The sequence below is a fragment of the Frateuria sp. sgz306004 genome (assembly GCF_057750885.1).
On the sequence record NZ_JBYLFE010000005.1, the window covers coordinates 40,394 to 64,089 of the forward strand.

21 protein-coding genes are annotated in these 23,696 nt (G+C 65.2%); 12 read left to right on the forward strand and 9 right to left on the reverse strand.

The features are described 5' to 3' along the window. The first annotated feature begins 18 nt into the window (after positions 1-18). From AC3G2C_RS11530 to AC3G2C_RS11585, 12 genes are all read left to right on the forward strand, one after another. Positions 19-1,146 carry a glycosyltransferase family 2 protein gene (locus AC3G2C_RS11530; protein WP_488384755.1) on the forward strand — a complete coding sequence of 376 codons (1,128 nt, stop codon included), beginning with the start codon at positions 19-21 and terminating at the stop codon, positions 1,144-1,146. Beyond that, complete coding sequence (locus tag AC3G2C_RS11535; RefSeq protein ID WP_488384756.1) at positions 1,143-2,270, forward strand: glycosyltransferase family 2 protein; 1,128 nt, start codon at positions 1,143-1,145, stop codon at positions 2,268-2,270. The genes AC3G2C_RS11530 and AC3G2C_RS11535 overlap by 4 nt, the downstream gene beginning before the upstream one ends. Continuing rightward, a complete protein-coding gene (locus AC3G2C_RS11540; RefSeq protein ID WP_488384757.1) occupies positions 2,264-3,373 on the forward strand; it encodes a polysaccharide deacetylase family protein in 1,110 nt (369 codons plus the stop codon). Before AC3G2C_RS11535 ends, AC3G2C_RS11540 begins: the two co-directional genes overlap by 7 nt. Next, positions 3,361-4,623: an O-antigen ligase family protein gene (locus AC3G2C_RS11545; protein WP_488384758.1), complete on the forward strand. Its 1,263-nt coding sequence runs from the start codon at positions 3,361-3,363 to the stop codon at positions 4,621-4,623. Before AC3G2C_RS11540 ends, AC3G2C_RS11545 begins: the two co-directional genes overlap by 13 nt. Before the next feature lie 67 nt (positions 4,624-4,690). Beyond that, positions 4,691-6,049 carry a phenylacetate--CoA ligase family protein gene (locus tag AC3G2C_RS11550; protein ID WP_488384759.1) on the forward strand — a complete coding sequence of 453 codons (1,359 nt, stop codon included), beginning with the start codon at positions 4,691-4,693 and terminating at the stop codon, positions 6,047-6,049. Next, positions 6,046-7,155: a glycosyltransferase gene (locus AC3G2C_RS11555; protein ID WP_488384760.1), complete on the forward strand. Its 1,110-nt coding sequence runs from the start codon at positions 6,046-6,048 to the stop codon at positions 7,153-7,155. The genes AC3G2C_RS11550 and AC3G2C_RS11555 overlap by 4 nt, the downstream gene beginning before the upstream one ends. A 3-nt stretch (positions 7,156-7,158) precedes the next feature. Then, entirely contained in the window at positions 7,159-8,337 is a 1,179-nt protein-coding gene (locus AC3G2C_RS11560) for a glycosyltransferase (protein ID WP_488384761.1), read from the forward strand. A gap of 2 nt (positions 8,338-8,339) precedes the next feature. After that, on the forward strand, positions 8,340-8,975 hold the full coding sequence (locus AC3G2C_RS11565; protein WP_488384762.1) for a polysaccharide deacetylase family protein: 636 nt from the start codon (positions 8,340-8,342) through the stop codon (positions 8,973-8,975). After that, positions 8,972-10,141: a glycosyltransferase family 4 protein gene (locus tag AC3G2C_RS11570; protein ID WP_488384763.1), complete on the forward strand. Its 1,170-nt coding sequence runs from the start codon at positions 8,972-8,974 to the stop codon at positions 10,139-10,141. The genes AC3G2C_RS11565 and AC3G2C_RS11570 overlap by 4 nt, the downstream gene beginning before the upstream one ends. After that, positions 10,141-11,304, forward strand: coding sequence for a hypothetical protein (locus AC3G2C_RS11575; RefSeq protein WP_488384764.1), 1,164 nt, complete (start codon positions 10,141-10,143; stop codon positions 11,302-11,304). Before AC3G2C_RS11570 ends, AC3G2C_RS11575 begins: the two co-directional genes overlap by 1 nt. A gap of 1 nt (position 11,305) precedes the next feature. Continuing rightward, the gene (locus tag AC3G2C_RS11580; RefSeq protein ID WP_488384765.1) at positions 11,306-12,091 is read left to right on the forward strand and encodes a formyltransferase family protein; all 786 of its coding nucleotides are present in this window, start codon (positions 11,306-11,308) and stop codon (positions 12,089-12,091) included. Continuing rightward, entirely contained in the window at positions 12,088-12,867 is a 780-nt protein-coding gene (locus AC3G2C_RS11585) for a polysaccharide deacetylase family protein (RefSeq protein ID WP_488384766.1), read from the forward strand. The genes AC3G2C_RS11580 and AC3G2C_RS11585 overlap by 4 nt, the downstream gene beginning before the upstream one ends. Positions 12,868-12,882: 15 nt before the next feature. Here AC3G2C_RS11585 and AC3G2C_RS11590 read toward each other — a convergent pair whose 3' ends face one another. The 9 genes from AC3G2C_RS11590 to AC3G2C_RS11630 form a co-directional block, all read right to left on the reverse strand. Continuing rightward, the gene (locus AC3G2C_RS11590; RefSeq protein WP_488384767.1) at positions 12,883-14,034 is read right to left on the reverse strand and encodes a GNAT family N-acetyltransferase; all 1,152 of its coding nucleotides are present in this window, start codon (positions 14,032-14,034) and stop codon (positions 12,883-12,885) included. Beyond that, positions 14,031-15,578: an oligosaccharide flippase family protein gene (locus tag AC3G2C_RS11595; RefSeq protein WP_488384768.1), complete on the reverse strand. Its 1,548-nt coding sequence runs from the start codon at positions 15,576-15,578 to the stop codon at positions 14,031-14,033. Before AC3G2C_RS11595 ends, AC3G2C_RS11590 begins: the two co-directional genes overlap by 4 nt. 67 nt (positions 15,579-15,645) lie before the next feature. Continuing rightward, positions 15,646-17,376, reverse strand: coding sequence for a hypothetical protein (locus tag AC3G2C_RS11600; protein WP_488384769.1), 1,731 nt, complete (start codon positions 17,374-17,376; stop codon positions 15,646-15,648). Beyond that, a complete protein-coding gene (gene galE, locus AC3G2C_RS11605) occupies positions 17,366-18,361 on the reverse strand; it encodes a UDP-glucose 4-epimerase GalE (RefSeq protein WP_488384770.1) in 996 nt (331 codons plus the stop codon). The genes AC3G2C_RS11600 and galE overlap by 11 nt, the downstream gene beginning before the upstream one ends. Next, positions 18,358-19,191 carry an alpha/beta hydrolase family protein gene (locus tag AC3G2C_RS11610; RefSeq protein WP_488384771.1) on the reverse strand — a complete coding sequence of 278 codons (834 nt, stop codon included), beginning with the start codon at positions 19,189-19,191 and terminating at the stop codon, positions 18,358-18,360. The genes galE and AC3G2C_RS11610 overlap by 4 nt, the downstream gene beginning before the upstream one ends. Further along, the gene (locus AC3G2C_RS11615) at positions 19,191-19,967 is read right to left on the reverse strand and encodes an alpha/beta fold hydrolase (RefSeq protein ID WP_488384772.1); all 777 of its coding nucleotides are present in this window, start codon (positions 19,965-19,967) and stop codon (positions 19,191-19,193) included. The genes AC3G2C_RS11610 and AC3G2C_RS11615 overlap by 1 nt, the downstream gene beginning before the upstream one ends. After that, complete coding sequence (locus tag AC3G2C_RS11620; RefSeq protein ID WP_488384773.1) at positions 19,964-21,304, reverse strand: hypothetical protein; 1,341 nt, start codon at positions 21,302-21,304, stop codon at positions 19,964-19,966. The genes AC3G2C_RS11615 and AC3G2C_RS11620 overlap by 4 nt, the downstream gene beginning before the upstream one ends. Positions 21,305-21,365: 61 nt before the next feature. Next, positions 21,366-22,145 (reverse strand): P-loop NTPase family protein, encoded by a 780-nt coding sequence (locus tag AC3G2C_RS11625; RefSeq protein WP_488384774.1) that lies wholly within the window; start codon positions 22,143-22,145, stop codon positions 21,366-21,368. A 2-nt stretch (positions 22,146-22,147) separates the two neighbouring features. Continuing rightward, the gene (locus AC3G2C_RS11630; RefSeq protein WP_488384775.1) at positions 22,148-23,692 is read right to left on the reverse strand and encodes an XrtA system polysaccharide chain length determinant; all 1,545 of its coding nucleotides are present in this window, start codon (positions 23,690-23,692) and stop codon (positions 22,148-22,150) included. Positions 23,693-23,696: the final 4 nt, after the last annotated feature.

Below are 23,696 nucleotides of genomic sequence, written 5' to 3' on the forward strand. Positions count from 1 at the left end.
GGTTTGGGGGAAGCCGATATGAGCTCACTGGTCTACGCCGCATTCCTGGCCAGCGGATGGCTCCTGCTCTACACCTTCGCCGGCTACCCGGCGGGGGTGTGGCTATTGGCGCGCCTGCGCCCGCAGCGGGTAGACAAACAGCCCATCACGCCCACCGTCAGCGCGATCATCGTGGTGCGCGACGGTGCGCTGCATCTGCAAGCCAAGCTCGCCAACCTCGGCACGCTCACCTATCCGCGTGAACGCATCGAGATCATCGTGGCCTGCGACGGTTGTCGCGACGGTACGCCACGCCTGGCCAAGCGCTACAACGACCCGCGCGTGCGCGTGCTGGAATTCACCACGCCGCAAGGCAAGGCGGCCTGCCTCAACGCAGCGGTCGCCGAGGCCAAGGGCGAAGTGCTGCTGTTCACCGACGTCCGGCAAACGCTGGCGCCTATCGCCCTGCGCGAACTGGTCGCGAACCTGGCCGACCCCGAGGTGGGCATCGCCAGCGGCGAGATGCTCTACACGGATACGCATTCCGGCTTCGCCCAAGGCATCGCCAGCTATTGGCAGTACGAAAAAGCCTTGCGCCTGGCCGAGAGCCAAAGCGGCTCCACCGTCAGCGTCAGCAGTGCCTTGTACGCCATGCGCCGGTTGCAATACGAACCGCTGCCGGCGGGCACCATGCTGGAGGATGTGCTGATTCCCATGCGCATGATCGCCAGCGGGCGACGCGTGGTGTTCGAACCGCGCGCCCTGGCATGGGACCGCCTGGAACAACGCGCCGAGGACGACCGACCACGCCGCGTGTACTACGCCGCCGGCCACTACCAGTTGTCGCGACTGGCGCCGTGGCTGCTCTCGCCCCAACAGAATCCCGCTTGGCTGCGGTTCGTCAGCCACAAGCTGCTGCGGCTCGCAGCACCGTGGCTCCTGCTGGGCATGACCGTGGCCGCGTCGTTGCTGGCACGCCGGCATTGGCTGTGCGCAGCCACGCTGGCGGTGCTGGTGGCGGGGGCCTGTCTGGTGGCGGTCGGGCGCCTCGCCCCCGCGCTCACGCGCTGGCTGCCCGTGCGGTTGGCGGTGACGTTCTTCTATCTCAACCTGTCATCGGCGCAGGCGTTGGTTACGTTCGCGCGCCGCCGCGAGGTGCGCCCATGAATGCTGGCTATGTCACTTTCTGGGTGTGCGGCTTGCTGCTGGTGCACATCTTTGTGGGCTATCCGGCGTGGATGTGGTGCCGGGCGCGCCTGTTTGCCAAGCCCGTGCACAAGCGCCCCATTACGCCCACGGTCACGGTGGTGATGGCGGTGTACAACGGTGCCGCCTATATCGAGGCCAAACTGGCCAACCTGTGCGCGCTGGATTATCCCAGCGAGCGCATCAACATCCTGATCGCCTGCGACGGCTGCAGCGACGACACCGCGCAGCTGGCTCGCGCCTTCGGCGACGCACGCGTACGCGTGCTGGAGTTTCCCGAGCGTCGCGGCAAGGCCGCCTGCCTCAACAGCGCTATCGCCCAGGCCACCGGCGACGTGCTGCTGCTCACCGACGTACGGCAGAAACTGGCGCGATGCGCCTTGCGCGCTCTGGTCGCCAACCTGGGCGACAGCCACGTGGGCGCGGTCAGCGGTGAGCTGATGCTTACCGACCCCAACACCGGCTTCGCGCAGAGCGTGGATGCCTACTGGCGCTACGAAAAAATGATACGCCAGGCCGAAAGCCGCTCGGGCTCGGCCATCGGCGTGAGCGGCGCGTTGTACGCCATACGTCGCTCCGTGTACCACCCGCTGCCCGATGGCACCGTGCTGGACGATGTGCTGGTGCCCATGCGCGTGGTAGCCGACGGCTTGCGCGTGGTGTGCGAGCCCGAAGCCATCGCGCTGGATCGCGTGTCGCAGGCGCCGCAGGAAGAGCGCCGCCGCAAGATCCGCACCCTCGCAGGCAATTGCCAGCTCATCCAATTGGCGCCTTGGCTACTGCTGCCATGGCGCAACCCGGCCTGGTTCCGCTTTGTCAGCCACAAGCTGCTGCGCTTGTTGGCGCCGTGGCTGCTGCTGGGCGTCACGGTTACCTCCGCCTACCTCGCGCCCCAGTATCTGCCCTGCGCGCTGGCGCTGGCAGGCCTGATCGTGGCCGCCGTGCTTGTGCTGGCCGGTCGCGTCATGACGGTCGTGGCGCAGTGGCTGCCGGTGCGGCTGGCCACGGCCTTCTTCTATCTCAATCTGTTCGCCGCGCAAGCCGTGGTGACGTTCGCCCGCAACAGAGGATTGCACCTATGGTGACGCAGGTACGCGACAGCGGTCGTCCCGCCGGCCTTCGCGGGCAACTCGGCGAGCTGTGTCACAGCACCGGCCTGCTGAGCTCGGTGCAACGCGTGCGCTCCTGGCTGCACAAGGATCTGCGCATCCTGGCCTATCACCGCATCACCCCCCTGCCCGATCCGGATACCTACGAATTCGACCTGGAGCTGATTAGCGCCTCGCCGGAAGGTTTTCGCGAGCAGATGCGTTTCGTGAAACAGCACTACCACCCCATGCGTCTCAGCGACGTCGCCGCCTTGCTCAATGCCGGCAAGGAGGTGCCCGCCGATGCCGTGGTGGTCACCTTCGACGATGGCTACTACGACAACCACCAGGTGGCCTTTCCCATCCTGCGCGAACTCGGCGTGCCGGCCACGTTCTTCGTATCCACCGGGCACATCGATAGCGGCCGGCCATTCGCTTACGACTGGCTGGTGCACATGATCCTGCTGAGCCCCGCGGATCGACTGGTGTTACCGGAGATCGGCCTGGACGAAGCGATCCCCGCCAGCCGCGCCGAACGTCGCGTGCTCGCCGCCGTCGTGCTGGATCGCATGAAGGAGATCGACGCGCTCGAGCAGTCGGCCATGACGCACCGGCTGGAGCAGCTCTGGTCCATGCCAAGCCACAGCGCCCCGCCCGACTGCCTACCCATGACCTGGGAGCAAATTCGCGAGATGCATGCCGAGGGCTACGAATTCGGCTCGCATGGCGTGCATCACCGCATGCTCTCCAAGCTGCCGCAGGACGAGCTGGATTTCGAAGTGCAGCACTCGCGCGACACGCTCAACCGCGAACTGGGCCCTGGCATGCTGCACATGTCCTATCCGGTCGGCGGCTCGCGCGCATTCGACCAACGGGTGATCGACACCACCCGCAATGCGGGCTTCGAGCTTGCCTGCTGCTACATCAGCGGCACCAACCCCCGACGCGCCATCAATCGCTATGCGCTCTACCGCCTGGCGGTGGAACGCAACATGGGCACCGGCTGGTTCGCCGCCATGCTCGCCATGCCAAGCCTGATGAGCTACCCCAGCGGCGGACACGCCGAAGTGGATGCAGGGGAGCAGCCATGTTCCCACTGATCCTGCTGTACCTGGTGTTGACCATCGTGCGTCCGCAGGACTACATGGCGGGCCTGGTCGGTGTGCCGGTACTGCCGGTGGTGCTCGTGCTGGCTTTCCTGTGCTGGCTGGGTTCGCGCGACAAGACCTTTGCCGCGCCGCAGTTCGTGCTGCTGCCGGCCTTCATGCTGGTTTTGATGATCTCCCAGGCCACCAACGGCTGGACCGGGGGCATGCTCGACCAGGCCGCCAAATTCGGCCCCACGGTGATCTCGTTCTTTATCCTTGCGACGGCCTGCACGCAGCGACGACGCGTGGTGATCAGCATGGCGGTAATTGCACTGTGCTCGTTTGTGCTTGCGCTGCATGGCGTGGGTCAAGCCAACAGTGGCGTGGGTTGGACGGGCATTCCCATCGGCGAGGATGGTCGCATCCAGTACGTGGGCATCTTCAACGACCCCAACGACCTGGGCCTGCTCTTCGTGGCATCGGTACCCATGGCCATCTACCTCGGCCGTCAGAGCGGCGCGCTGGGCAAGCTGTTCTGGTATGCCGGCACCGCGTTGCTGCTGTACGGCATCCGCCTCACCAACTCGCGCGGCGCCTTGCTGGCCGTGCTGGTGATGGCGGGCGTGTACGTGTGGTACCGGCGCGGTGTCGTGATCGCCGGCATTCTCGGCGTGGCGGGCCTCGCCGTCATGAAGCTGCTCTCCTCTCGCATGCAGGATCTGGATGCCGGCGAAGAATCGGCCAACGGCCGTGTGGATGCGTGGTATTCGGGCCTGCACATGTTCATGTCCCACCCGCTGTTCGGCGTGGGCGCGGGCAACTTCACCGAGTACAACGAGCTCACCGCGCACAACTCCTTCGTGCTGGTGCTGGCTGAGGCCGGCTTTGTCGGCTACGTGCTGTGGTTGGCCTTCGTCGGCTACAGCTTCTGGATGATGTGGCTAGTGCTTCGCTACAAGCCCGAGGCCTCGGGGCAAGCGGAGGAGTTAGCCCAGTGGCAGACAGAGCGCCCGCTGGCACTGACGCTGTTCATCGTGCTGTGCGGCATGTTCACCACCGCGTTCTTCCTCAGCCGCAGCTACATGATCGTGCTGTACCTGATTCTCGCCATCGTGGTGGGTTACTACGTAGGCGCACGTTCGCGCCTGCCGGGCATGGCCAACTACCGCATCACGCGCAACTGGTGGCGTTGGGTGCCCGCCGCCGCGGGCAGCATTGCCGGCCTCTATGTGCTGGTGGCTATTTTGCTGAGGACGGCCTGATGCGCACCTCTACTTCGCCACTGCGCCCCATCCGCGCGGGCAACCCGATCGACAGGGAGTCTTGGATATGAACGGCCTGTACGAAACCGCGTTTCGACGCGTGCTCTTTCCGTTCTACGAAAGCGGCATCCGCCGGCGCGGCACGCTCGCCTGGCTCGCCGAGTACGAACGCAACCAGTGGCTCTCGCCCGAGCAACTGGCCAGCTTGCAGTGGGATCGCCTCAAGCGCTTGCTGGAGCATTGCTATCGCGAGGTGCCCTACTACCAGCAGCAATGGAAAGGGCTGGGCGTGACGCCCGACGACATTCGCAGCCTCGACGACTACGCGCGCCTGCCCACCTTGACCAAAGCGGATATCCGCGCGCACAGCGACGATCTCAAGGCGACGTCATGGCGCGACCGCCTGCTGTACAAAAATACCAGTGGCTCCACCGGCGAACCGCTGCGCTTTGGCTACACCCGCGAAAGCAACGACCGCCGCGTCGCCGTGATGTTTCGCGGCTACGGCTGGGCCGGAGCACCGCCAGGCCGTCGCAGCCTGGTGATGTGGGGTGGCGGCCTGGGCAACCCCTCGCTCGCCCGCCGCTGGAAAGACCAGCTCTACCACGCCGCGTTCGGCCGCCGCATCGTCAACAGCTTCCACATGACGGAAGCGAACATGAGCGAGTATGCCGACCTGATCGACAGCTACCGGCCGGAGGTACTGCTGGGCTACTTCGGCCCGCTGCTGCGCCTCGCCCAATGGTTGCTCGCCACGGGTCGGCGCGTGCACTCGCCCAAGGCGTTTATCGTCAACGGCGAAGCCATGCACGAGTTCCAGCGCGACATCGTGGAGCAGGCCTTTGGCTGCCCGGCCTACAACACCTACGGATGCCGCGAATTCATGATGATTGCGGGCGAGTGCAGTCAACACCGCGGCATGCACGTGAACATGGATCACCTGCTGGTGGAGCGTGCGGCCCTGCCTGGTGCCCGCCCTACCTCGCTCACCGGCGAGGCGGTGGTCACCGACCTGTTCAACTACGGCATGCCGTTCATTCGCTACGCCACCGGCGATCTCATTACCGCGTCGCCGCAACTGTGTCCTTGCGGACGCGGCCTGCCGCTGATCACCCAAGTGGAGGGGCGCATGCTGGACGCCATCCGCACGCCGGACGGCCGCATCCTGCCGGGCATGTTCTTCCCGTTCCTGCTCAAGGAAGTGCCCGGGGTGACCCAGTATCAAATCGTCCAGCGCCAGCTCGATCGGCTGGATCTCAAACTGGTGCGTGGCGAGGCCTTCAACGACGACTCCCTTGCCATGATCCATCGTGAGATCCGCAAGGTGTTGGGCGACAGCGTGGAAGTGGCCTGTCATTTCGTCGACGACATACCGCTTACCCGTAGCGGCAAGACCCGTCTCACCATCTCGGAACTGGCGCAGTGAACATTACGCACGTCGTGGAAAACCTCAATCGCGGCGGCCTGGAGCGCATGGTGCTCGAGCTGGTGAAGATCCAGCATCGGCAAGGCCATCGATGCCAGGTAGTGTGCCTGTTCGAGCCCGGCGCCCAAGCGCAAGAGCTGGAGGCGCTGGGCATACAAGTGGTGGGGTGCCACAAGCGCCAGGGCGTGGACCTGCGGGCGCTGGCGCGGGCGCGACGCAGTTTTGTGCGGCATGGCACCGAGGTGTTGCACACGCACAACGCCGTGGCGCACTACCAGGCCGTGCTGGCCAGTTGCGGCCTGGGCATCCGCCGCATTCTCAACACGCGTCACGGCATGGGTGCGAATCAACGCACTGGCCGACGCGAATGGCTATATCGCCGCGCACTGGCGCACACCGACACCGTGGTTACGGTGTGCGAGGCCGCGCGGCGCGATGCGATCGCGCGCGGCATCGTGCCCCAGCTCAAGGCGCGTGTGATACCCAACGGCATTCCCGTGGATCTGTTCGCGCCCGCCTCGCCCGACATGCGCCAGCGACTGCTGGATGCTTTGAACCTGCCCGCGCACAGCATCCTTATCGGTACCGTTGGGCGCCTGAACTGGGCCAAGGACCAGATCGGCCTGATCCGCGCTTTTGGCCAGGTACGTGCCGTGCATCCAGAGGCGGCCCTGGTGCTCATCGGCGACGGCGAACTGCGCGCGCACCTGGAACAGCGCGCTACCGACGAAGGCCTCCAGCACAGCGTGCATTTCCTCGGCGATCGCAGCGACGTACACGACCTGCTGCGTGGCCTGGACTTGTTCGTGCTGTCCTCGCTCAGCGAAGGCTATTCCATGGCGCTGCTCGAAGCTTGCGCCACCGCGCTCCCCATCGTCGCGACCGATGTAGGGGGCAATGGCGAGATCGTGCACAACCGCCACACCGGCCTGCTGGTGCCCGCCGGCGACCCGCCCGCGCTGGCAGATGCCATGCTCGCGCTGATCCAGGCGCCGCACAAGGCCAGCGCCTGCGGCCGCGCGGCACGCGAATGGGTGCAACGCCATGGTTCGCTGGAAACCATGGCGGGCCGTTACGATCGGCTCTACCACGATGCCGGACACTGAACGATGCGTTTGCGCGTGCTGGTATTGACCAATCTTTTTCCCACGCCCTGGGACCCGCTGCGTGGCGCCTTCAATCGCCAGCAGTTCGAGCGCCTTGCGCAGCATCACGAGGTGGATGTGCTCGCCGCGGTGGATTTCCGCGAGCGCCTGGCCGGTCGCAAGGGCGAGGCAACCGTCGCCGGGTTGCGCACCGATTACTTCACCTTCGTGTACCCGCCGCGCATCGGCCGCGCACTGCACGCCTGTTGCTGGCTGTTGTCGCTCCTTGCCCAGCACGGTCGCCGACTGCGTGCGGCGCATTACGACTGCTTGCTGGCGAGTTGGGCCTATCCCGATGCCGCCGCGGTAGGCTGGCTGGCGCGTCGTCTCGGTATTCCCTATGTCGTGAAGGTGCATGGCAGCGACCTCAACGTACAGGCCACCCATGCCCTCCGCCGCCCACAAATTGCCTCGGCGCTGCGCGGTGCTGGCGCCGTGGTGGCGGTGAGCCAGGCGCTCGCCGGCAAGGCCGTGGACCTGGGTGCCAAGGCGCCATCGGTGCACGTGCTCTACAACGGCGTGGACCCGGTGCTGTTCTCACCCGGCTCGCGGCAGGAGGCACGCGCGCGCCTGCACCTGTCCGACGACTCGCCCATGCTCCTGTATGTGGGCAACCTCAAGGCCAGCAAAGGCTGCCTGGACCTCATGGAGGCGTTTCCCGCCCTGCTCGCCGCTCAACCCAACGCGCAATTGGTGTTCGTGGGTTCCGGCGCATGCGCGTCGGCGCTGCGCGAGCGCGCCACTGCGCTCGGCTGCGCGCAGCGTGTGCACCTGGCCGGCGCCATGGCGCACGACACCCTGGGCGACTGGTTCCGCGCCGCCGATCTGCTGTGCCTGCCCAGCCACAACGAAGGCGTACCCAACGTAGTGTTGGAGGCCATGTCCTGCGGCACGCCCGTGGTCGCCACCGCCGTTGGCGGCATTCCCGAGGTGGTACCCGAGCTAGCTGGTCGGCTGGTGCCGCCGCACGATCCGGCGGCCCTGTCCCGCGCCCTTGTCGAAGCCTGCGCAACAACCTGGAACCGCGAGGCCATCGCACGACACGCCTCCGCGTTTCGGTGGGACGACAACGTGCGGCATCTCGCCAGCATCCTCAGCGAGGTGGTAGCGTCATCGCCATCGCCAGCGAGGGCCGTTGCTTGAACATGCGTCCCAACAAGCAGCGCCTGCTCCGCTGGCTACCGGACCGCCTGGTGCAAACCCACGGCCCCGCACAGGACGGCGCGTGCTACCTCACCTTCGATGACGGCCCCGACCCCGCGTACACGCCGCGCCTGCTCGACCTGCTGGCGGAACACGGCGCCAAGGCCAGCTTCTTCCTGGTGGGCCATCGCGTGGAAGAGCACTCCGCCTTGGTGGAGCGCATGGTGCGCGAAGGCCACCTGATCGCCAACCACTCGTATTCGCACCAGGCATTCCACCGCTTGTCGCTGGCCGACCAGATGGCGGAGTTCGATCGCACCGATGCCCTGCTGCAAGCCTTCGATGGCCAGCCGCGCCACCGCCTGCGCACGCCCCAGGGCCACCTGGATACGCGCTTGCTACTGCATTGCGCGCGTCAGTCGCGCGGCATCGTGTACTGGTCCTACGACAGCCTGGATTATCAAAAGCCCGATCACGATACGTTCGTCAGCCGCCTGCGCGCCGATCCGCCCCGCGCCGGCGACATCGTGTTGATGCACGACGACGGCGACCGCGCCATCGACGCACTATCCGTACTGCTGCCGGAATGGCGGCAACAGGGTTACCACTTCCGCGCTCTACCGGGGAAAGCGCCATGAAGATCCTGTACCACCACCGCACGCGCGGCCGCCATGTGGAAGGCGTGCATATCCGGGGCATCGTGCAAGCGCTGCGCGAACTGGATCACGACGTCACTGTGCTTTCCTTTCCCGGCGCCGACCCCGAACACGAGTTCGTCGCGCGCCACAGCGGCACCAAGAACGGCCGGCTCGCCGGCTGGGTCGCGCGCATGCCTGGCGTGCTATTCGAACTGCTTGAGCTGGGCTACAACCTGATGACCTTCTGGCGTATCGAACGCGCCATTCGCCAGCAGCGCCCTCGCCTCATCTACGAACGCTATTCGCTGTTCCTGTTCGCCACGGTCTGGCTTGCCCGGCTCCACCGCATTCCCATCGTGCTTGAAATCAACGATTCGGCGCTGGTGCACCGGGTGCGCCCGCTCAAGCTCACCTGGCTCGCACGCCGCATCGAACGCTGGTGCATGCGCGAGTGCACGGGCCTGGTGTTTATCTCCAGCTACTTCCGCCAACAGGCGGAGGAAGCCTACGGCCGCATCGCACCCTCGGTGGTGTCGCCCAACGCCGCGGACCTCGCGCGCTTCGATCCAAGGCGCTATGACCGCGAGCGTCTTCGTACCGAGCGCGGCCTCAAGGGCTACGTGGTCTGCGGGCACATTGGTGTGTTCGCCCACTGGCATGGCGTGGACGGCTTCGTGGACGCCATTGCACAACGGCTACGCGAACAGCCCGAGCTTCTGCTGGTGTTGGTGGGCGACGGCCGCACCCTGCCCGCCGTGCGCGAACTGGTGGCCGAGCGCGGCTTGTCGCATCGGGTGATCCTGCCCGGGCGCGTACCGCACGATGAGGTGGCCGCATGGATCGCCTGCATGGACTACGCCGTGCTGCCGGACTCCAACCTCTACGGCTCACCCATGAAGCTGTTCGAACTCATGGCCATGGGCGTGGCCGTGGTGGCACCCGATTACGAACCCGTGACCGAAGTGATCAGCGACGGCCACACCGGCTGGCTGTTCCCGCGCGGACAGCTCGACGCCTGCGTGCAGCGCGTGCTCGATCTTGCCACGCAGGATGACGAACGCCGCCGCATCGGCCATGCCGCCCGCGACTATGTGGTGCGCGAGCGCCAATGGCGCAACAACGCCGAGCAGTTGCTCTCGCTGATATCCGCCTCGGAGGCCACCTGATGCTGGCCTCGGTGGTGGTATTGGTGATCGCGCTGACCATGCTGGCGTTGCTGCTGCGCCGAGCCATCTACGCGCGCAACATGCAGATATGGCTGGGGAGCTATCTGCGGCGGCGCGTACCCGACCCGGGCGACCGCACGGTGCACGTGATGTTCTGCTTCGTGGATCATTTCGAGCCCGCCTGGGGCAAGGCCCCGCTGGAAACCCAACGTGCCCGTGTGGATCGCTGGTGTCACGATTATCGCCAGCTTGCCGATGCCCACCGCGATGCGGACGGCCGTCCGCCGCAACACACCTTCTTCTACCCCGAGGAAGAGTACGTCGACGAGCATCTGGACAAGCTCGCGGCCCTCTGCGCGGAAGGTTTCGGCGAAATCGAAGTGCACCTGCACCACGACAACGACACCGAAGACAACTTTCGTCGCACCATCGCGCGCTTCAATCAGGTGCTGCATGAGCGCCATGGCGCGCTGTCACGCTGCCCCGAAACGGGCGAGCTGCGCTTCGGCTTCATCCACGGTAATTGGTGCCTGGACAACTCGCGCGCGGACGGCCGCTGGTGCGGCCTCAACAACGAACTCGTGCTGCTGCGCGAGCTGGGCTGCTACGCAGACTTCACCCTGCCCTCCGCGCCCAGCGAAACCCAAACCAGCACCATCAACGCCATCTACTACGCCACCGACGATGTCTCGCGCCCCAAATCGCACGACACCGGTGTGGCGGCCCGCGTGGGCGGCCAGGCCAGCGGCGACCTGCTGATCGTGCAGGGTCCGCTGGGACTCAACTGGCGGGAGCGCCGGCTGGGCGTGCTACCGCGTATCGAAAACGCCGACGTGCGCGCCTCCTGCCCGCCAAGCCCGGGCCGGGTGGATGCCTGGATTCGCGCCGGCGTACAGGTGCAGGGGCGACCCGACTGGATCTTCGTGAAGATCCATACCCACGGCACTCAGGAACGCGACATGGACACGCTGCTCGGCGAACCCGTCGATGCCATGCACCGATACCTGGAGCAGCACTACAACGACGGGCGCCGCTATGCCCTGCACTACGTGACCGCACGCGAGATGTACAACATCATCAAGGCAGCCGAAGCGGGTAAAGACGGCAACCCCAACGCCTACCGCGATTTCGTGCTCCCCCCGCCGCCCCACCGCGCCCACTGATATGCGCACCGTGCTGATCTGCCATGCCGGCGACGCCTTCGACCGCGAGGGCCTGGCGGCTTGGCTCGCCTCCTTCTCCGAACTGGCGGGCATCGTTGTGCTGGAGGAAACCCCGCGGCAGATGCGCGCGCGCATACGTCGCGAAATCCATCGCGTGGGCTGGCTGCGCTTTCTGGATGTGCTCGCCATGCGGCTTTACCAGCGTATTGCGCTGGCCCGTCACGATCGCGCCTGGAGCAATCAGGCCCTCGCCGAACTGCGCGACCGATACGGCCCCGCGCCGAGCGTGCCGCACGTGGTCGCCGCCGACGTCAACGACCCGGCCGTGCTGGCCTTTCTCAGGCAAGCCAAGCCCGACCTGATCCTCGCCCGCTGCAAGCAACTGCTCAAAAAGCGCGTGCTCGCCGTGCCGCGCGTGGGCTGCTTCGTGATGCACCCCGGCGTGTGCCCGGAATACCGCAACGCGCACGGCTGTTTCTGGGCACTGTCGCAACGCGATCTGGAGCGCGTGGGCATGACCCTGCTCAAGGTGGATGCCGGCGTGGACACGGGGCCCGTCTATGGCTACTTCAGCTATCCGTTCGACGAACGCCGCGAGAGCCACGTGGTGATCCAGTACCGCGTCGTGCTGGAGAACCTCGAACGCATCGCCGCACGCCTGCACGACATTGCCAACGGCAACGCCACCACCATCGACACCCAGGGCCGCGCCAGCGCCGCCTGGGGGCAACCCTGGCTCACCCGCTACCTGCGTTGGCAACGTGCGGCGCGGAGCGTGACACGATGAACCTCCCCGTGCTCATGTATCACGATGTGGTCGATGCGGGCCGGCCCGATCAAAGCGGCTTCCCCGGCGCCGCCGCCGCGCATTACAAGCTGGACGAAGCCTCGTTCCTCACCCACCTGGAACTGCTTGCCTCCAGCGGCCTGCGCTTTCCCTCCGTACTGTGCCCTGATTTGAACGAAGCCCGCACCTGCCTGCTCACCTTCGACGACGGAGGCGAAAGCGCCATGCGCGTGGCCGAGCAATTGGAACGACGCGGCATGGTCGGCCATTTTTTCATCACCACCCAGCGCATCGGCTCGCCCGGCTTCGTCACGGGCTTGCAGCTCAGGCGACTGCACCAAGCCGGTCATGTCGTAGGCAGCCATTCGCATACGCATCCGGCCGATATCTCCGCACTCGATCACGCCGCCCTGGCCGCGCAATGGGTAGAGAGCCGCGACCGCCTGCAACAGTTTCTGGGCGAAGAGATACGCGTCGCCTCGGTGCCCGGTGGTTTCTACACGCGTCGCGTCGCACAGGTGGTCGCCGCCGCCGGCTTCCGCCAGCTATTCACCTCCGAGCCCACGGTACATACCCATCAGGTGGACGATTGCCGCGTGCTAGGCCGTTACGCCATCTGGCGAGACACGCCCGCCGCCGACGCACTGGCACTCGCCACCGGCGATGGCCCGCAGCGGCAACGCCAGTGGCTGAGCTGGAACCTCAAGAAACCGCTCAAGCGCTGGTCGCGACCGTTGTACCAATGGGTGCGGCGGCGTCGCCTCGGCGAGTTGTGAGCGCACGCAGTAAGCCTAAGAGCCCGTGCTTTCCTCGCGATGCGACAGCCGGCGAGCCCAGCGATACAGGCCACGCAGCGGAGCAATGACGCCGAAGCGCGCGCGGGGGCTGGCGCCGCGTACCAGGTACAGCGAGCCGCAGCCGGTCTGGCAATTGGCTAGCACGCGTTTGTACTGGTTGTCGCCGTAGCCGAAGTCGATCACCTCTCCGGGGTAACGTTCCAGCAGGTCGCACAGGGTCTGGAACACCAGGGCCGAGCCCACGCCCAATGCCGCGAATGCCTCGTCGTAGCCGGTATCGTCCATCAGGTAGCGGCCGTGGAAGCGATAGCCATGCACATAGGCAATGGGTTGTTCGCCCAGCATCAATAGATGCCCTACAACACGCCCCTGCTCCGCCAGTTGGCGGAACAAGTCCACGCGCGCTGGAAGCTGCCAATCCGTAGGAAGCTCTTTGGCATGCCAGCTGCGCGCGTAGACCTGGTTCATCAACGCGGCGTAGGTGTCCATGTCTTCGGGTTGCTCGAACACGCGTAGATGGGCCAGCTCGCCCAGCTTTTTGTACACGTTGCGCTGGCGCCGGGTGAGGTCGTTACGTTTTTTTCCGCCCAGCGAGGCCAGCCACTCCGCCAGCGAGGGCGCGGGGTCGATCGACCAATTCACCTGATCGAGCAGGTTCGACTGCACGAGGGTGAAACGTCGCGCCCCCGCGGAAAGCGCTTGGGCGAAGCTGTTGGGCAAGGGGCTTTCCTGTATGCGCAGCACGCGCGCGCGACGGGTATGACGTAACTGGTCGGCCACTGCCTTTTCCACTTGGCCGCGCCATGCGGGTGCAGCCACCACGCCCGAGCCGAGCAGGCGCAACGCACGCCCCCGATAGATCGGTAGCTGGTGCGAGCCCAGCGGTATGCGTGCGTGATGCACATAGGCCAGCAAGGGTGCGTAGCCCAGTAGTTTGCCGTCGGCCGCCCTCACCACGATCACGTGAGGCGAGAAGATTTCGCCGCGCCAGGCCAGCTCGAACAGCAGCCAATCCGGATGCTGCACCACGCCCGAGGCTGCGCCGGGTATGTCCGCCACGGCGGCGAGCTCGTCACGTAGCCCGCGTAGCTCATCGATGCTCTGCACCAAGGCGGTGATGGGTTCGGGGTCGCGCGATGGCTTCATGGCAGGCCCTGCGCACCCGAGCCCTGCAGGCTATGCAGGCCACGCATGAGCACACGGCCGGCCGGCCCCAGGCGCTGCGCTACGGATGCGATGAATTGGTAGTCGTCCTGCGCCCAGTAACGCACCAGTACGCTGGCGGGCAGGAACACCGCCAGGAACACCGCGCTACCGAGCAGAAAACCAAAGGGGCTGGCGACCCAATGCGTGACCAGCCAGGCAGCGGCCGTGGCGACCAGCCCCACGCCCAGCAGGCGCGCCATGGCCGCCAGCGGTAGCCCGCCCGTGGTGGCGCGGCGCAGGTAGTAGATGGCCAACAGGAGTTCGGAGAAGCGCGTGCCTGCGTACGCCAACACCGCGCCGAGCAGCCCCAGCCACGGCACGAGGGTGATGCCGAGCACTGCATTCACCGTCAACGAGATAATGGCGATGCGCACGCGATCGGCCTGACGATCCACCACGGTCTGGTAGGCCGCAATGCCGTTGACCACCAGCAAGAGGCCCGCCAAAACCAGCATGGTTTCGATGGCAGGAATGGCGTCCGCATAGCGGTGGCCGTACATGAGGGTGACGATATCGGGCGTGGTCACCATGCCAAGGCCAGCGATGAGCAGGCCCACCGCCCAATAAAAACGAGATGCCTCGCTGAGGAATTGCACGGCGTTCTCGTGGCCTCGCTGCCCATACGACTTGGCCATGTAGGGCAGCAGCGTGGAAGTAAGCCCCACCGAGAACAACTGCACTGCCCCCTTGGTCAGCGTGCCGGCAATGGCAAAGAAGCCCACCGCCGTGGAGGTGCTGAAGGTGTTAAGCAGGAATACTTCGATGGTGCCGGCCTTGCAGGAACCGAGCAGAATCAGCACCGCCGTGAGGCGCAGATGCCGCACGAGGCGCTCACGCAGTTCCGGCGGAATGGGCCCCTTTTCGAACGGCACGCAATAGCGGCGATACGCGATGCGGTTGATCAGGTTGAGCCATAGGCAAGCCACGGTGAACAGGCCGATAAAGGCCAACAGCCCGGCATGCAGAAACATGGCGGCCAACACCAACCCCACACCCACCAAACCGCCAAGCACGGTGGCGATAGCCTCGGGCTCGAAGTGCTCTTGCCCCTTGGCAATGGCTACGCGCATGGCGTAGTTGGCTTTGCTGGCGGTGGCGATGACCACCATGGCGGCGGCCGGCACCAGGCCGGTGTGCCACTCCTCCGGCTGGATCAGCGTAAGCGCCAACAGGAACAGACCAATCACCACCAGGCTGCTCTTGTGCTGCACCTGATTGAGCCAGTAGGCGATATGCGAGGCGACCTGTGACTCACCCGCGCCATCGGCCTCGGCGATGAACTTGGTGGAAGAGGTGGTAAGCGCGTGGTTGCTGCATACGATCAACCAGCCGCATAGCCACACGGTAAATGCGTAACGGCCGAAGTCCGACGGCCCCAACGCGCGCGCGATCCACACGCTCACCAGCAGGCCGAGCGCGAACTCGATGTAACTGGACACCGACACGATGGTGACGCTGCGCAGGATGGCGCTGCGGCGACTCATGCGAGGCCCCTGCCTTGCCACCGGGCTTGCTGCCTTGGGGCTGCGCCCCTGTTGCGCGGCCCCCGGCTCATGGCGTCGCCTGCGTGCCGGGCGGCGCCGCCAGCGTGGCGCCGCTGCCCGGTGGCTGGCGCATCAGCCACTGCACGACCGCGCTGCCACGGTTGTTCCAGTTGAAGCGACGTTTGGTGTCGTCGAGTTTGCCGCAGGCAGTGCTGTAGGACGAGGTGAGCTTGTCGTAGCGCGATTTCAGCGCGGCGCTTTGCTCCGGATCGGTTTCGAAGTAGTAGGCGGCGGCCACCGGCAGCGCGAGTTCCACGTCGTGCGCGTCGCTGTACCAACCTTCTGACTCTTGGATCTTGCGCAAGGCATCCACCTTGGCCTGCGAGGAGGACCAGTACCAGGCGATTTGACCATCGCTACCCGAGCAGGGGTTACGCCAGTCGTGCGGGTTCACCAGCAGGTCGCGGCTGATCCAGCCATACCGCTCCAGATAGCGCCCGAAATCCGTGATCATGCCGGGGATGCGTTTGTCGCCCGTTACCAGCCATGCGTGCCACAGCCCGTCGATGATGTTTTCGCTCATCCAGGGCGACGCACCTCGCACGTCGGTGGCGGGGTTCCAGTCGTCGTTCTCGTGGATGTTCCAGCTATTGCGCCAGGAACCGTCATCGCCCAGGCCATCGGGGTTGTGCCGCTGGTGCTCGTAGAGCCAGCCCACGCGGTCGTTCACACGCGCCAGCCAGCGCTTTTCGCCGGTGAGTTCATAGGCACTTACCGTGGCGATCAGGCCAAGGCCCGCCAGGCGCTCGGTGAAGTACTGCTGCGGCTTGCTGTAAGCCGCGGGGCGATTGTTCCAGCCGCCGTTATCCCACAGGGTGGCCATTTTCTCGACGACCGCATGGTCATAGCTGGCATCGTCACCGGTGAGCGCCAGCGACAACAGCATGGGCTCAATGTAGACGTACTTCACGTCGCACGGCTTGTCGTTGTAGGTCCAACCACCCGCGCATACGGGGCTTTCCGCGGGGCCGTCGCGCTTGATGTATTTCATGTAGAAACGCTGACTGAGATCCGCCGCCCGCAGGTAATCGGCCCGGCCGGTGCGCACGTATGCCTTGAACAAGGCAGAGGCCCGGTCGAATAGAAATGCGGTGGAGTCACTGGCCGGTAGCGGCCCGGCCCATTTGAACTGAGTCGCCACATAGTTCGCGTAAGCCTCGTCGGCGGTGGCGACCGCTTGCGGCCCCGCGATGAGCGATGCCGTCATCCACTCGGGCGTCAGCGTTGCCAGCGCGGCGGGTACGCGCAAGCCTTGCTCGCCATCCACCAGGCCGGTGTCGTCGGGCCAGCCGGCGATCTCCTGCTGACGCGGCTTGTCGTAGGCAAAGAAATAGGTTCCTTCGCTGCCGGCAAGCGTGGGTCGAAACTGCACGCTCACGGCGCGAATGCTGTTGTCCTTGGCGTACCAGCGCAGCGTGACCTTGGCCACGGAAGGCACCTCGTTGCCCTTTTCATCGAGGATTCGCAATTGCTGCGCGTCCTTGAGCGTGTCGGGCGGAAACGGGATGCCCAGTGTCACCAGTACCGGCAGATGATTGTCGACAAAGCGGTGCACCACGATGCGCTGGGCAGGCACCAGCTCCGCATTGACCTTGGCAGGCGCCGATGCCGGTGCTGCCTGGGCTGGGCGCGATTTGGCAGGCCGGGGGGAAGATGCCACGCATACCCCGGCCACCATCAGCAGGATGCCGACCAGCACCGTGCGCGCATGACGCGCCATGGCGCGATCACGCGACATGAGCCACCTGCTGAACCATCTTTTGCTCCCAGCGGTAGGCGGTGCTCACGATGAAATCCAGGTCGTCGTATTGCGGGTGCCAATCCAGCACTTGCTGCAAACGCGCGCTCTGCGCGATCAACATGGCGAGGTCGCCCGCGCGACGGGGGCGTTCCACCACGTTGAGTGCGCGCCCGCTCACTCGGGTCACCGCATCGATCACCTCCCGCACGCTATAGCCGTGGCCATAGCCGCAGTTGAGGGTGAGCGACGCGCCACCGCGGCGCAGATGATCCAACGCACCCAGGTGGGCCGAAGCCAGGTCTTCCACGTGAATGTAGTCGCGGATGCCGGTGCCATCGGGCGTGTTGTAGTCGGTGCCGTAAATGCACAGGCTGTCGCATTTGCCCACCGCATGCTCGCACGCCACTTTGATCAGCAGGGTCGCGTGCGGCGCCGAATGCCCGATGCGCCCCTGCGGGTCGCAGCCCGCCACGTTGAAATAGCGAAGGATCACGTGACGTAACCCCGAAGCCGCGCTGAGGTCGCGAAGAATGTTTTCGGACATCAGCTTGGACATGCCATACGGGTTCACCGGCCGGGTAGGCGTTTCCTCGTCGGCGATACCCTCCTCCGTCATCCCGTACACCGCAGCGGTGGATGAGAAGATGAAGTGCTGCACGCCCGCCTCGCTGCAACACGCCAATAGGTTGCAGGTATTGCAGGTGTTGTTGCCGTAATACTTGACCGGGTCGCTGACCGATTCGGGCACCACGGTGTGTGCGGCGAAATGCAGCACGGTATCCACCCTGTAGTGATCGAGCACCCGTGCCACCAGGGAACGATCGCCGATGTTGCCCACCACCAGGTCTGCGCCGCGCACGGCTTCGGCGTAGCCGGTGGAGAGATTGTCGATGACCACCACGCGCTCGCCGCGCGCGGCCAACTGCTGCACGACGTGGCTACCGATGTAACCGGCGCCGCCGGTGACCAGGACTCCATTCATGAGGATGCACCTGCGTGGGCGTTGGGAAAGTTGCGACACAGCCAGGCTTCGATGTGATCGAGCAGGTGCCGCCGGTCGTCGGCCAGGACATAGGTGTGGTCGGTTTCTTCGATGTAGCGCGTGCTCACGGCCGGGCTGGCCATGACGCTGCCGAAACACTCGCGGAACTGCCGCACGTGGTTGAAGTACATGTTGATGCCGCCGCTGTAGATCATGCAGAGCTTGAGCCCGCGCTCCACCATGTCGCGCAGATCCTCGCTCACCACGTTCTGCGGCAGCGGGGCCACACTGAAGGCCGGGCCATCGCCGTCACCGCCGCGACGCGACCGACGTGCCAGCCAGCGCATGAGCTTGCCGGGGTTGAATACGCGCGGCAGATAATGACGCAGCTTGAAACCCAGGGTGCGATAGGCAAAGCCGTCCAGGAACACCACGCCGGTGACCTTGGCGTGGCTGCTGCGGTCGCGCGCGACGGTGTGGGCCTTTTCGGCGCCTGCGCAAAGCCCGATCAAAACGAAACGAGAGCACCCGGCTTGTTGCTGCAACAAGGCCATCGCATCGTCCACGTCGCCACACACCTGTTGAACGCGCGTCTGCGATTCGCCGGTGGCGCCGCTGTCGCCAATGGTGGACATATCGAAACGCAGGGTGGGATAACCCAGCGAGTTCAGGCGCCGCGTCATGTCCACGCTTAGGCGGAATGGGCCGACGCGATGCACGAGCCCTGCGTTGAGCACGATGACGCCTATGGGCCCTGGCGCACGCTCCGGCAAGCCCGCGATGCCAACGAGGTGCTGTGCGCGCCCAAAGCGGAAAGCCCGCTCGCTCATCAGCGCGCCCCTCGCAGATGCGTGCTCACGGCTTGAATGAGCGGATGCGAAATAATGGCTGCTTCGAGACGATCCAGATCGTCCCACGGCGTGGCCGGTTCGATCACACGGATACTGTCGGCGTCCAGGGGCAGGCCTTGCCAGTCGTGTGGCGCCGCGCCGAGGGTGTCGAGTAGCAAGGATGGCCGCGTCGACCAGGTGGCTTCAAGCGCGCCGATCTGGCGACGCAAAGCGGGGCTGACCTCGAAGCCTAGCCACTGCCCGGCCGCATCCACCCATTCGCGCGGGTGAACGAAGCGCTTGGTGTCCACGCGCAAGGCATCTTGTAGACCATCGAGTTCGGCGACATAGGCGCTGCCCTGCACCACTGGGTCCCACACCACGACATCGGCGAGCTTGGCGTTGTCCGCCGCCGCCAGAGCGATGCTGCCACCCAGGCGTGCACCGAACGCCACCACCTGCGATGCACCGCTACGCGTGCGCAATTCGTCAGCGGCGGTGGCCGTATCGCGCAGGCAGCGATCCCAATCCACCTCGCTGCTGGCGCCGGCGGAATCGCCGCAGCCGTAATAGTCGAAGCGCAGCACCGCCATGCCCTCGCCCGCCAGCGCTACGGCGAGTTGACGGTAGAGACGATGGCAGCGGATATAGTCCTGCCCCAGCGGCGGACACAGCAGCACCGCCTTGGTGGCCGCCCGGGCCGCTGAGTGGTAGATACCAAACAGCTCGCCGGCCGCGCCGAAGAAGAATGGCAGCTCGTTATCCGGCCGTGTCATCGCTTGTACACCACGGTGAGGAAATACTCGTTCTCGTGGTACGACTGGCCCGCCGTGTCGCTGTGCTGCAGTTGGCGCACGTAGGAACCACCCCAGCTCCAGTGGGGCGTCAACTGGTGATTGAAGGCCAAGCCGTACCGATAGCCATTGTCGTGGCGGGCGATGTTGTCGTACGTCACGCGCTGGCCAGAGGCGAAGCCGGAGACCGAAACGCTTTGAGTAAGCTTGTAATCCAGCGTGAGCCCAAGCCCTTTACCCACCTGGTTCAGCGTGGTGGTGTTGATGTACGTGAGCTTGCTGTATGAAGGCACCACGGAGAAGTTGATGCGTTCATCGCGATAGCTGTAAGTGGCCGCAATCTGGCGCTCTTTGTATACGTCCGAGCCGATGACTACGTTGCCCACGCCGATGGTGCCGCGCGTGGCGTCCACAGCCTCGGTGAGCGGCTGCAATGGCACCAGTTCGCCGCCCAGTGCGATGTTGGCGGGCTGCAACATATCCTGCGCCGCATCGGCGTACTGGTAGGCGCCGTTGATGGTGATGGTGCTACGCGGCGTGAGGCTCCAGCCCAGCACGATGCGCGCCAGCGGGCTGCTGTAGGAGCCACCCTGGGTGAACCGTATATCGGAGTAACCGGCGGATGCGTCGATGCTCAGATGCGTCAGGCGGCTGGTGTAGCGAAGGTAGGCGGAATAGTTGTCGTAGTTGGAGCCCGCCGTGCTGCTGGTGAAATCGACGTGCTCATACTCCAGGTTGCCCGAGAGTTGATCGGTGGGGCTGAGATCGCGGAACAGCCGCAACGCGGCTTGGCCGCGCGATGAATTGAACTGGTCCACCTTGGAGGCGTAGCTGTTGATGTAGTGCACCTCCGCATCGCCGGTCATGCCCTCGCCCACGCGAAAGTGCAGCGTCGGGCCGATGGCCAGCACGTTGGTTTGCTGCTGGTTACCGGGGGCGTTGGGCGCCAAGGAGTTCACCGGCGCTACGCCGGCGGCGTCCTGCACGGTAAGGTCAAGGCGCTGCGGAATCACCGCCCAGTTCACCTGCCCGGCCAGTTGGGCCACGGTCTGGCTGCTGAAGTTGCCGCCGGTGTAGTCGCGGTATTCCACGTTGCCGCTGACATTGGCCTGTATGGTGGAGCCTTGTTGCGTATAGGCGAAGGTGGCGCCGGGCACCAATACGTTGGTGCTGATGGGATTGCTGGTGGTGAGCGCGGCGTTGTCGGTGTGCTCGGCGGTGACATAGAGCGACCAATCGAACTGCGACGCCCATGCTTTGCCGGAACACGCCGCCAACGCCAGTACGATCGAGCGAGCGAGTGTTGTGCGTGCCGCCATGTCCCTTCCCCTGGTGGAGTCGCCTTATGGAAACGCCTCGTTCTAAGCGCAGTACCGCCCGTCAGGGCACGTGATTGAACACCACCCCGGCCATCTTTTCCGGATCGAAGTTGGTCACCGCCTGGCTAATTGCTGCCGGCGTGTCGCGGCCGTAACCGGCAACCACCACCACAAAATCAGCGAGGTCGGAAAGAATGCGTGCATCGGGCGAGCCCTTGATGGCTGGCCCATCCAAAAACAGGTAGCGATCCGGATAGCGACAGCGCAGCGAATCGAGCATGGTGCTCATGCGGAATGAGGTGAAGTACTCGCCTCCGTTCTCGCGCGCCTTGCCGGCCGGAATCAGCCGCATGCGGGGAATACCGGTGCGGTAAAGCACCGGCTCGATGCCCAGCGAGGGCTGTTCGAGGAAGTCGATCAACCCGCCGGAAAGCGGCTCCACCGCCAGCGCCTTGTGCTGGCTTGGGTAGCGCAGGTTGCAGTCGATCAACAGGCTGGTCTTGGCTTCGTCGAAGGCGAACGCGGCGGCCAGATTGCGTGCCACGAAGCTGCCGCCGGAGCGAGGGCTTACCGACACGACCAGCGTCACGAAATTCTGTTGCCCTGCGATGCCGAGCAGGCGCGTGCGAATTTCGCGAAACGCATCCGATTGGCGCCGCACGGATTCGTCGCGATGGATCAGGCGGCGCTCCTCCAACTGCACGGGCGCCAGCTCGGTGCCGGCCTCGTTCATGCGGGCAATGGAGTGCCCCGGTGCCACGCGCCGCTGCAGGTTTCGCGCTGCCTCTTCGAGCACGTTCTCGAAGCTTTCTGGGGTGTCGTTCAGATTGTCGTCTTTCATGTTCATCCCTTCACCCTCAGCCACGCCATGGCCAGATACACCGCCGCGATGCCCGCCAGCGTGGCCAGCAGGAACAGGTTGTGCCGACGATCGCGGCGCCGATCATCGGGCGTGGGATAAAACGGAATGGATGCCATCACGGCCAGGCCAGTCGCCTGCTCCAGCCGCTCCACCGAACGCACGCGCGGGTCCAGTCGCACCAGGCCGAACAACAGGCCAAGCGGCACCGCCAGCGCGAGTGCAATGCCGGCAATGCTGAAGTGCATGAAACGCAGGCCCGAAGGCATCAGCGGCATGACTGCCGGGTTCTGGATGAGGAAGGTAAGCCCCCGCTGTTCGGCGTCCAGGTTCATGGAGACGCGTGCGTTTTCGCGGCGCTTGAGGAGATCCTGGTAGACGTCGCGGTTGACGTTGTAGTCGCGCGTAAGCTCGGCCACCACGTTCTCGGAACTGGCGATGCGCGCACTACGCTGCAGCTCCGTTTGCAGGGCCGATTCGCTGGCGGAAAGCCGTGCCGCCGCCGCGGCCGTAGAGGCTCGCGTGCTCGCCAACTGCGTCTTGATCTGCTGGTAAGCCGGGTTGAACTGCACGTGGCTGTCCAACGACATAGGCGCGCCGGAGAGCTGGGCAGCTGCCTTGCGCTGATCTTCCTGGGCCATCTGCTGACGAAGATCCTGCATCTGATGACGAATGCGGATCACATCCGGGTATTCCTCGGTGTAGGTCAGCAGGAGTTTGTCCAACTGCGCCTGCAAGTCGGCCATCTGCGTCTGGTAGACACCGTCGACCGTTTGCACTGTGCTCACCTCCGACTCGCCGGTGAGCTGCGAGGACAAGGAGCCCTCCTGCGAGCGGCGCTCCATCAAATCCATGCGCGCCTGTTCGATCTGGCTGCGCAACTGGCTGATGCGGGCGTTGGTGTCGGTTTCGCTACCGGGGCGCGCATCATCGTTGGCGTCGCGGTACGACTTGAGCTTGTTCTCGGCGTCGGTGAGCTTGGCGCGGTAAGCCTCTACCTGACTGTTGATGAACTCGTACGCCTCGCGGCTTTCGCGCTGCTTGGAGGCCAGGCTCTCGCTGATGAACAACTGCGCGAAGGCACGGGTCACCTCGTAGGTGCGTCGCGGGTCGGAGTCGGCGTAGCTGATGGTGATGAGGTTGTCGCGCTCCATCTGTACCTTGGTGCGCGACTTGATGCCTTCCACGATGCGATCTTGCTGGATGGCCGAGGGATGCGTCGCCGCCCAGCCACCGACCACCATAATCTGGTCCATCACCTTGCTGCTGAAGATCACGTCGCGGGCGATGCTGGCGCGGTTCTTGTTGGCCGTGGCCGCCGCCGCCCCCTCCATCAACGGCGAGATGATGTTGCTCTCTTGCGCGATGATGGTGGTGGAGGCTTCGTACTTCTTGGGCCACAGCGAACCAACCACCAACGCCGCCAGCGCGATAAACGCGAACAGCACGCCCATGGTCACCCGCCGGCGACGCGCTTCGCTCAATAGCGCCGGCACCAAGCTCGCAAACGGTGTGAGTTCACCACTCATAGGT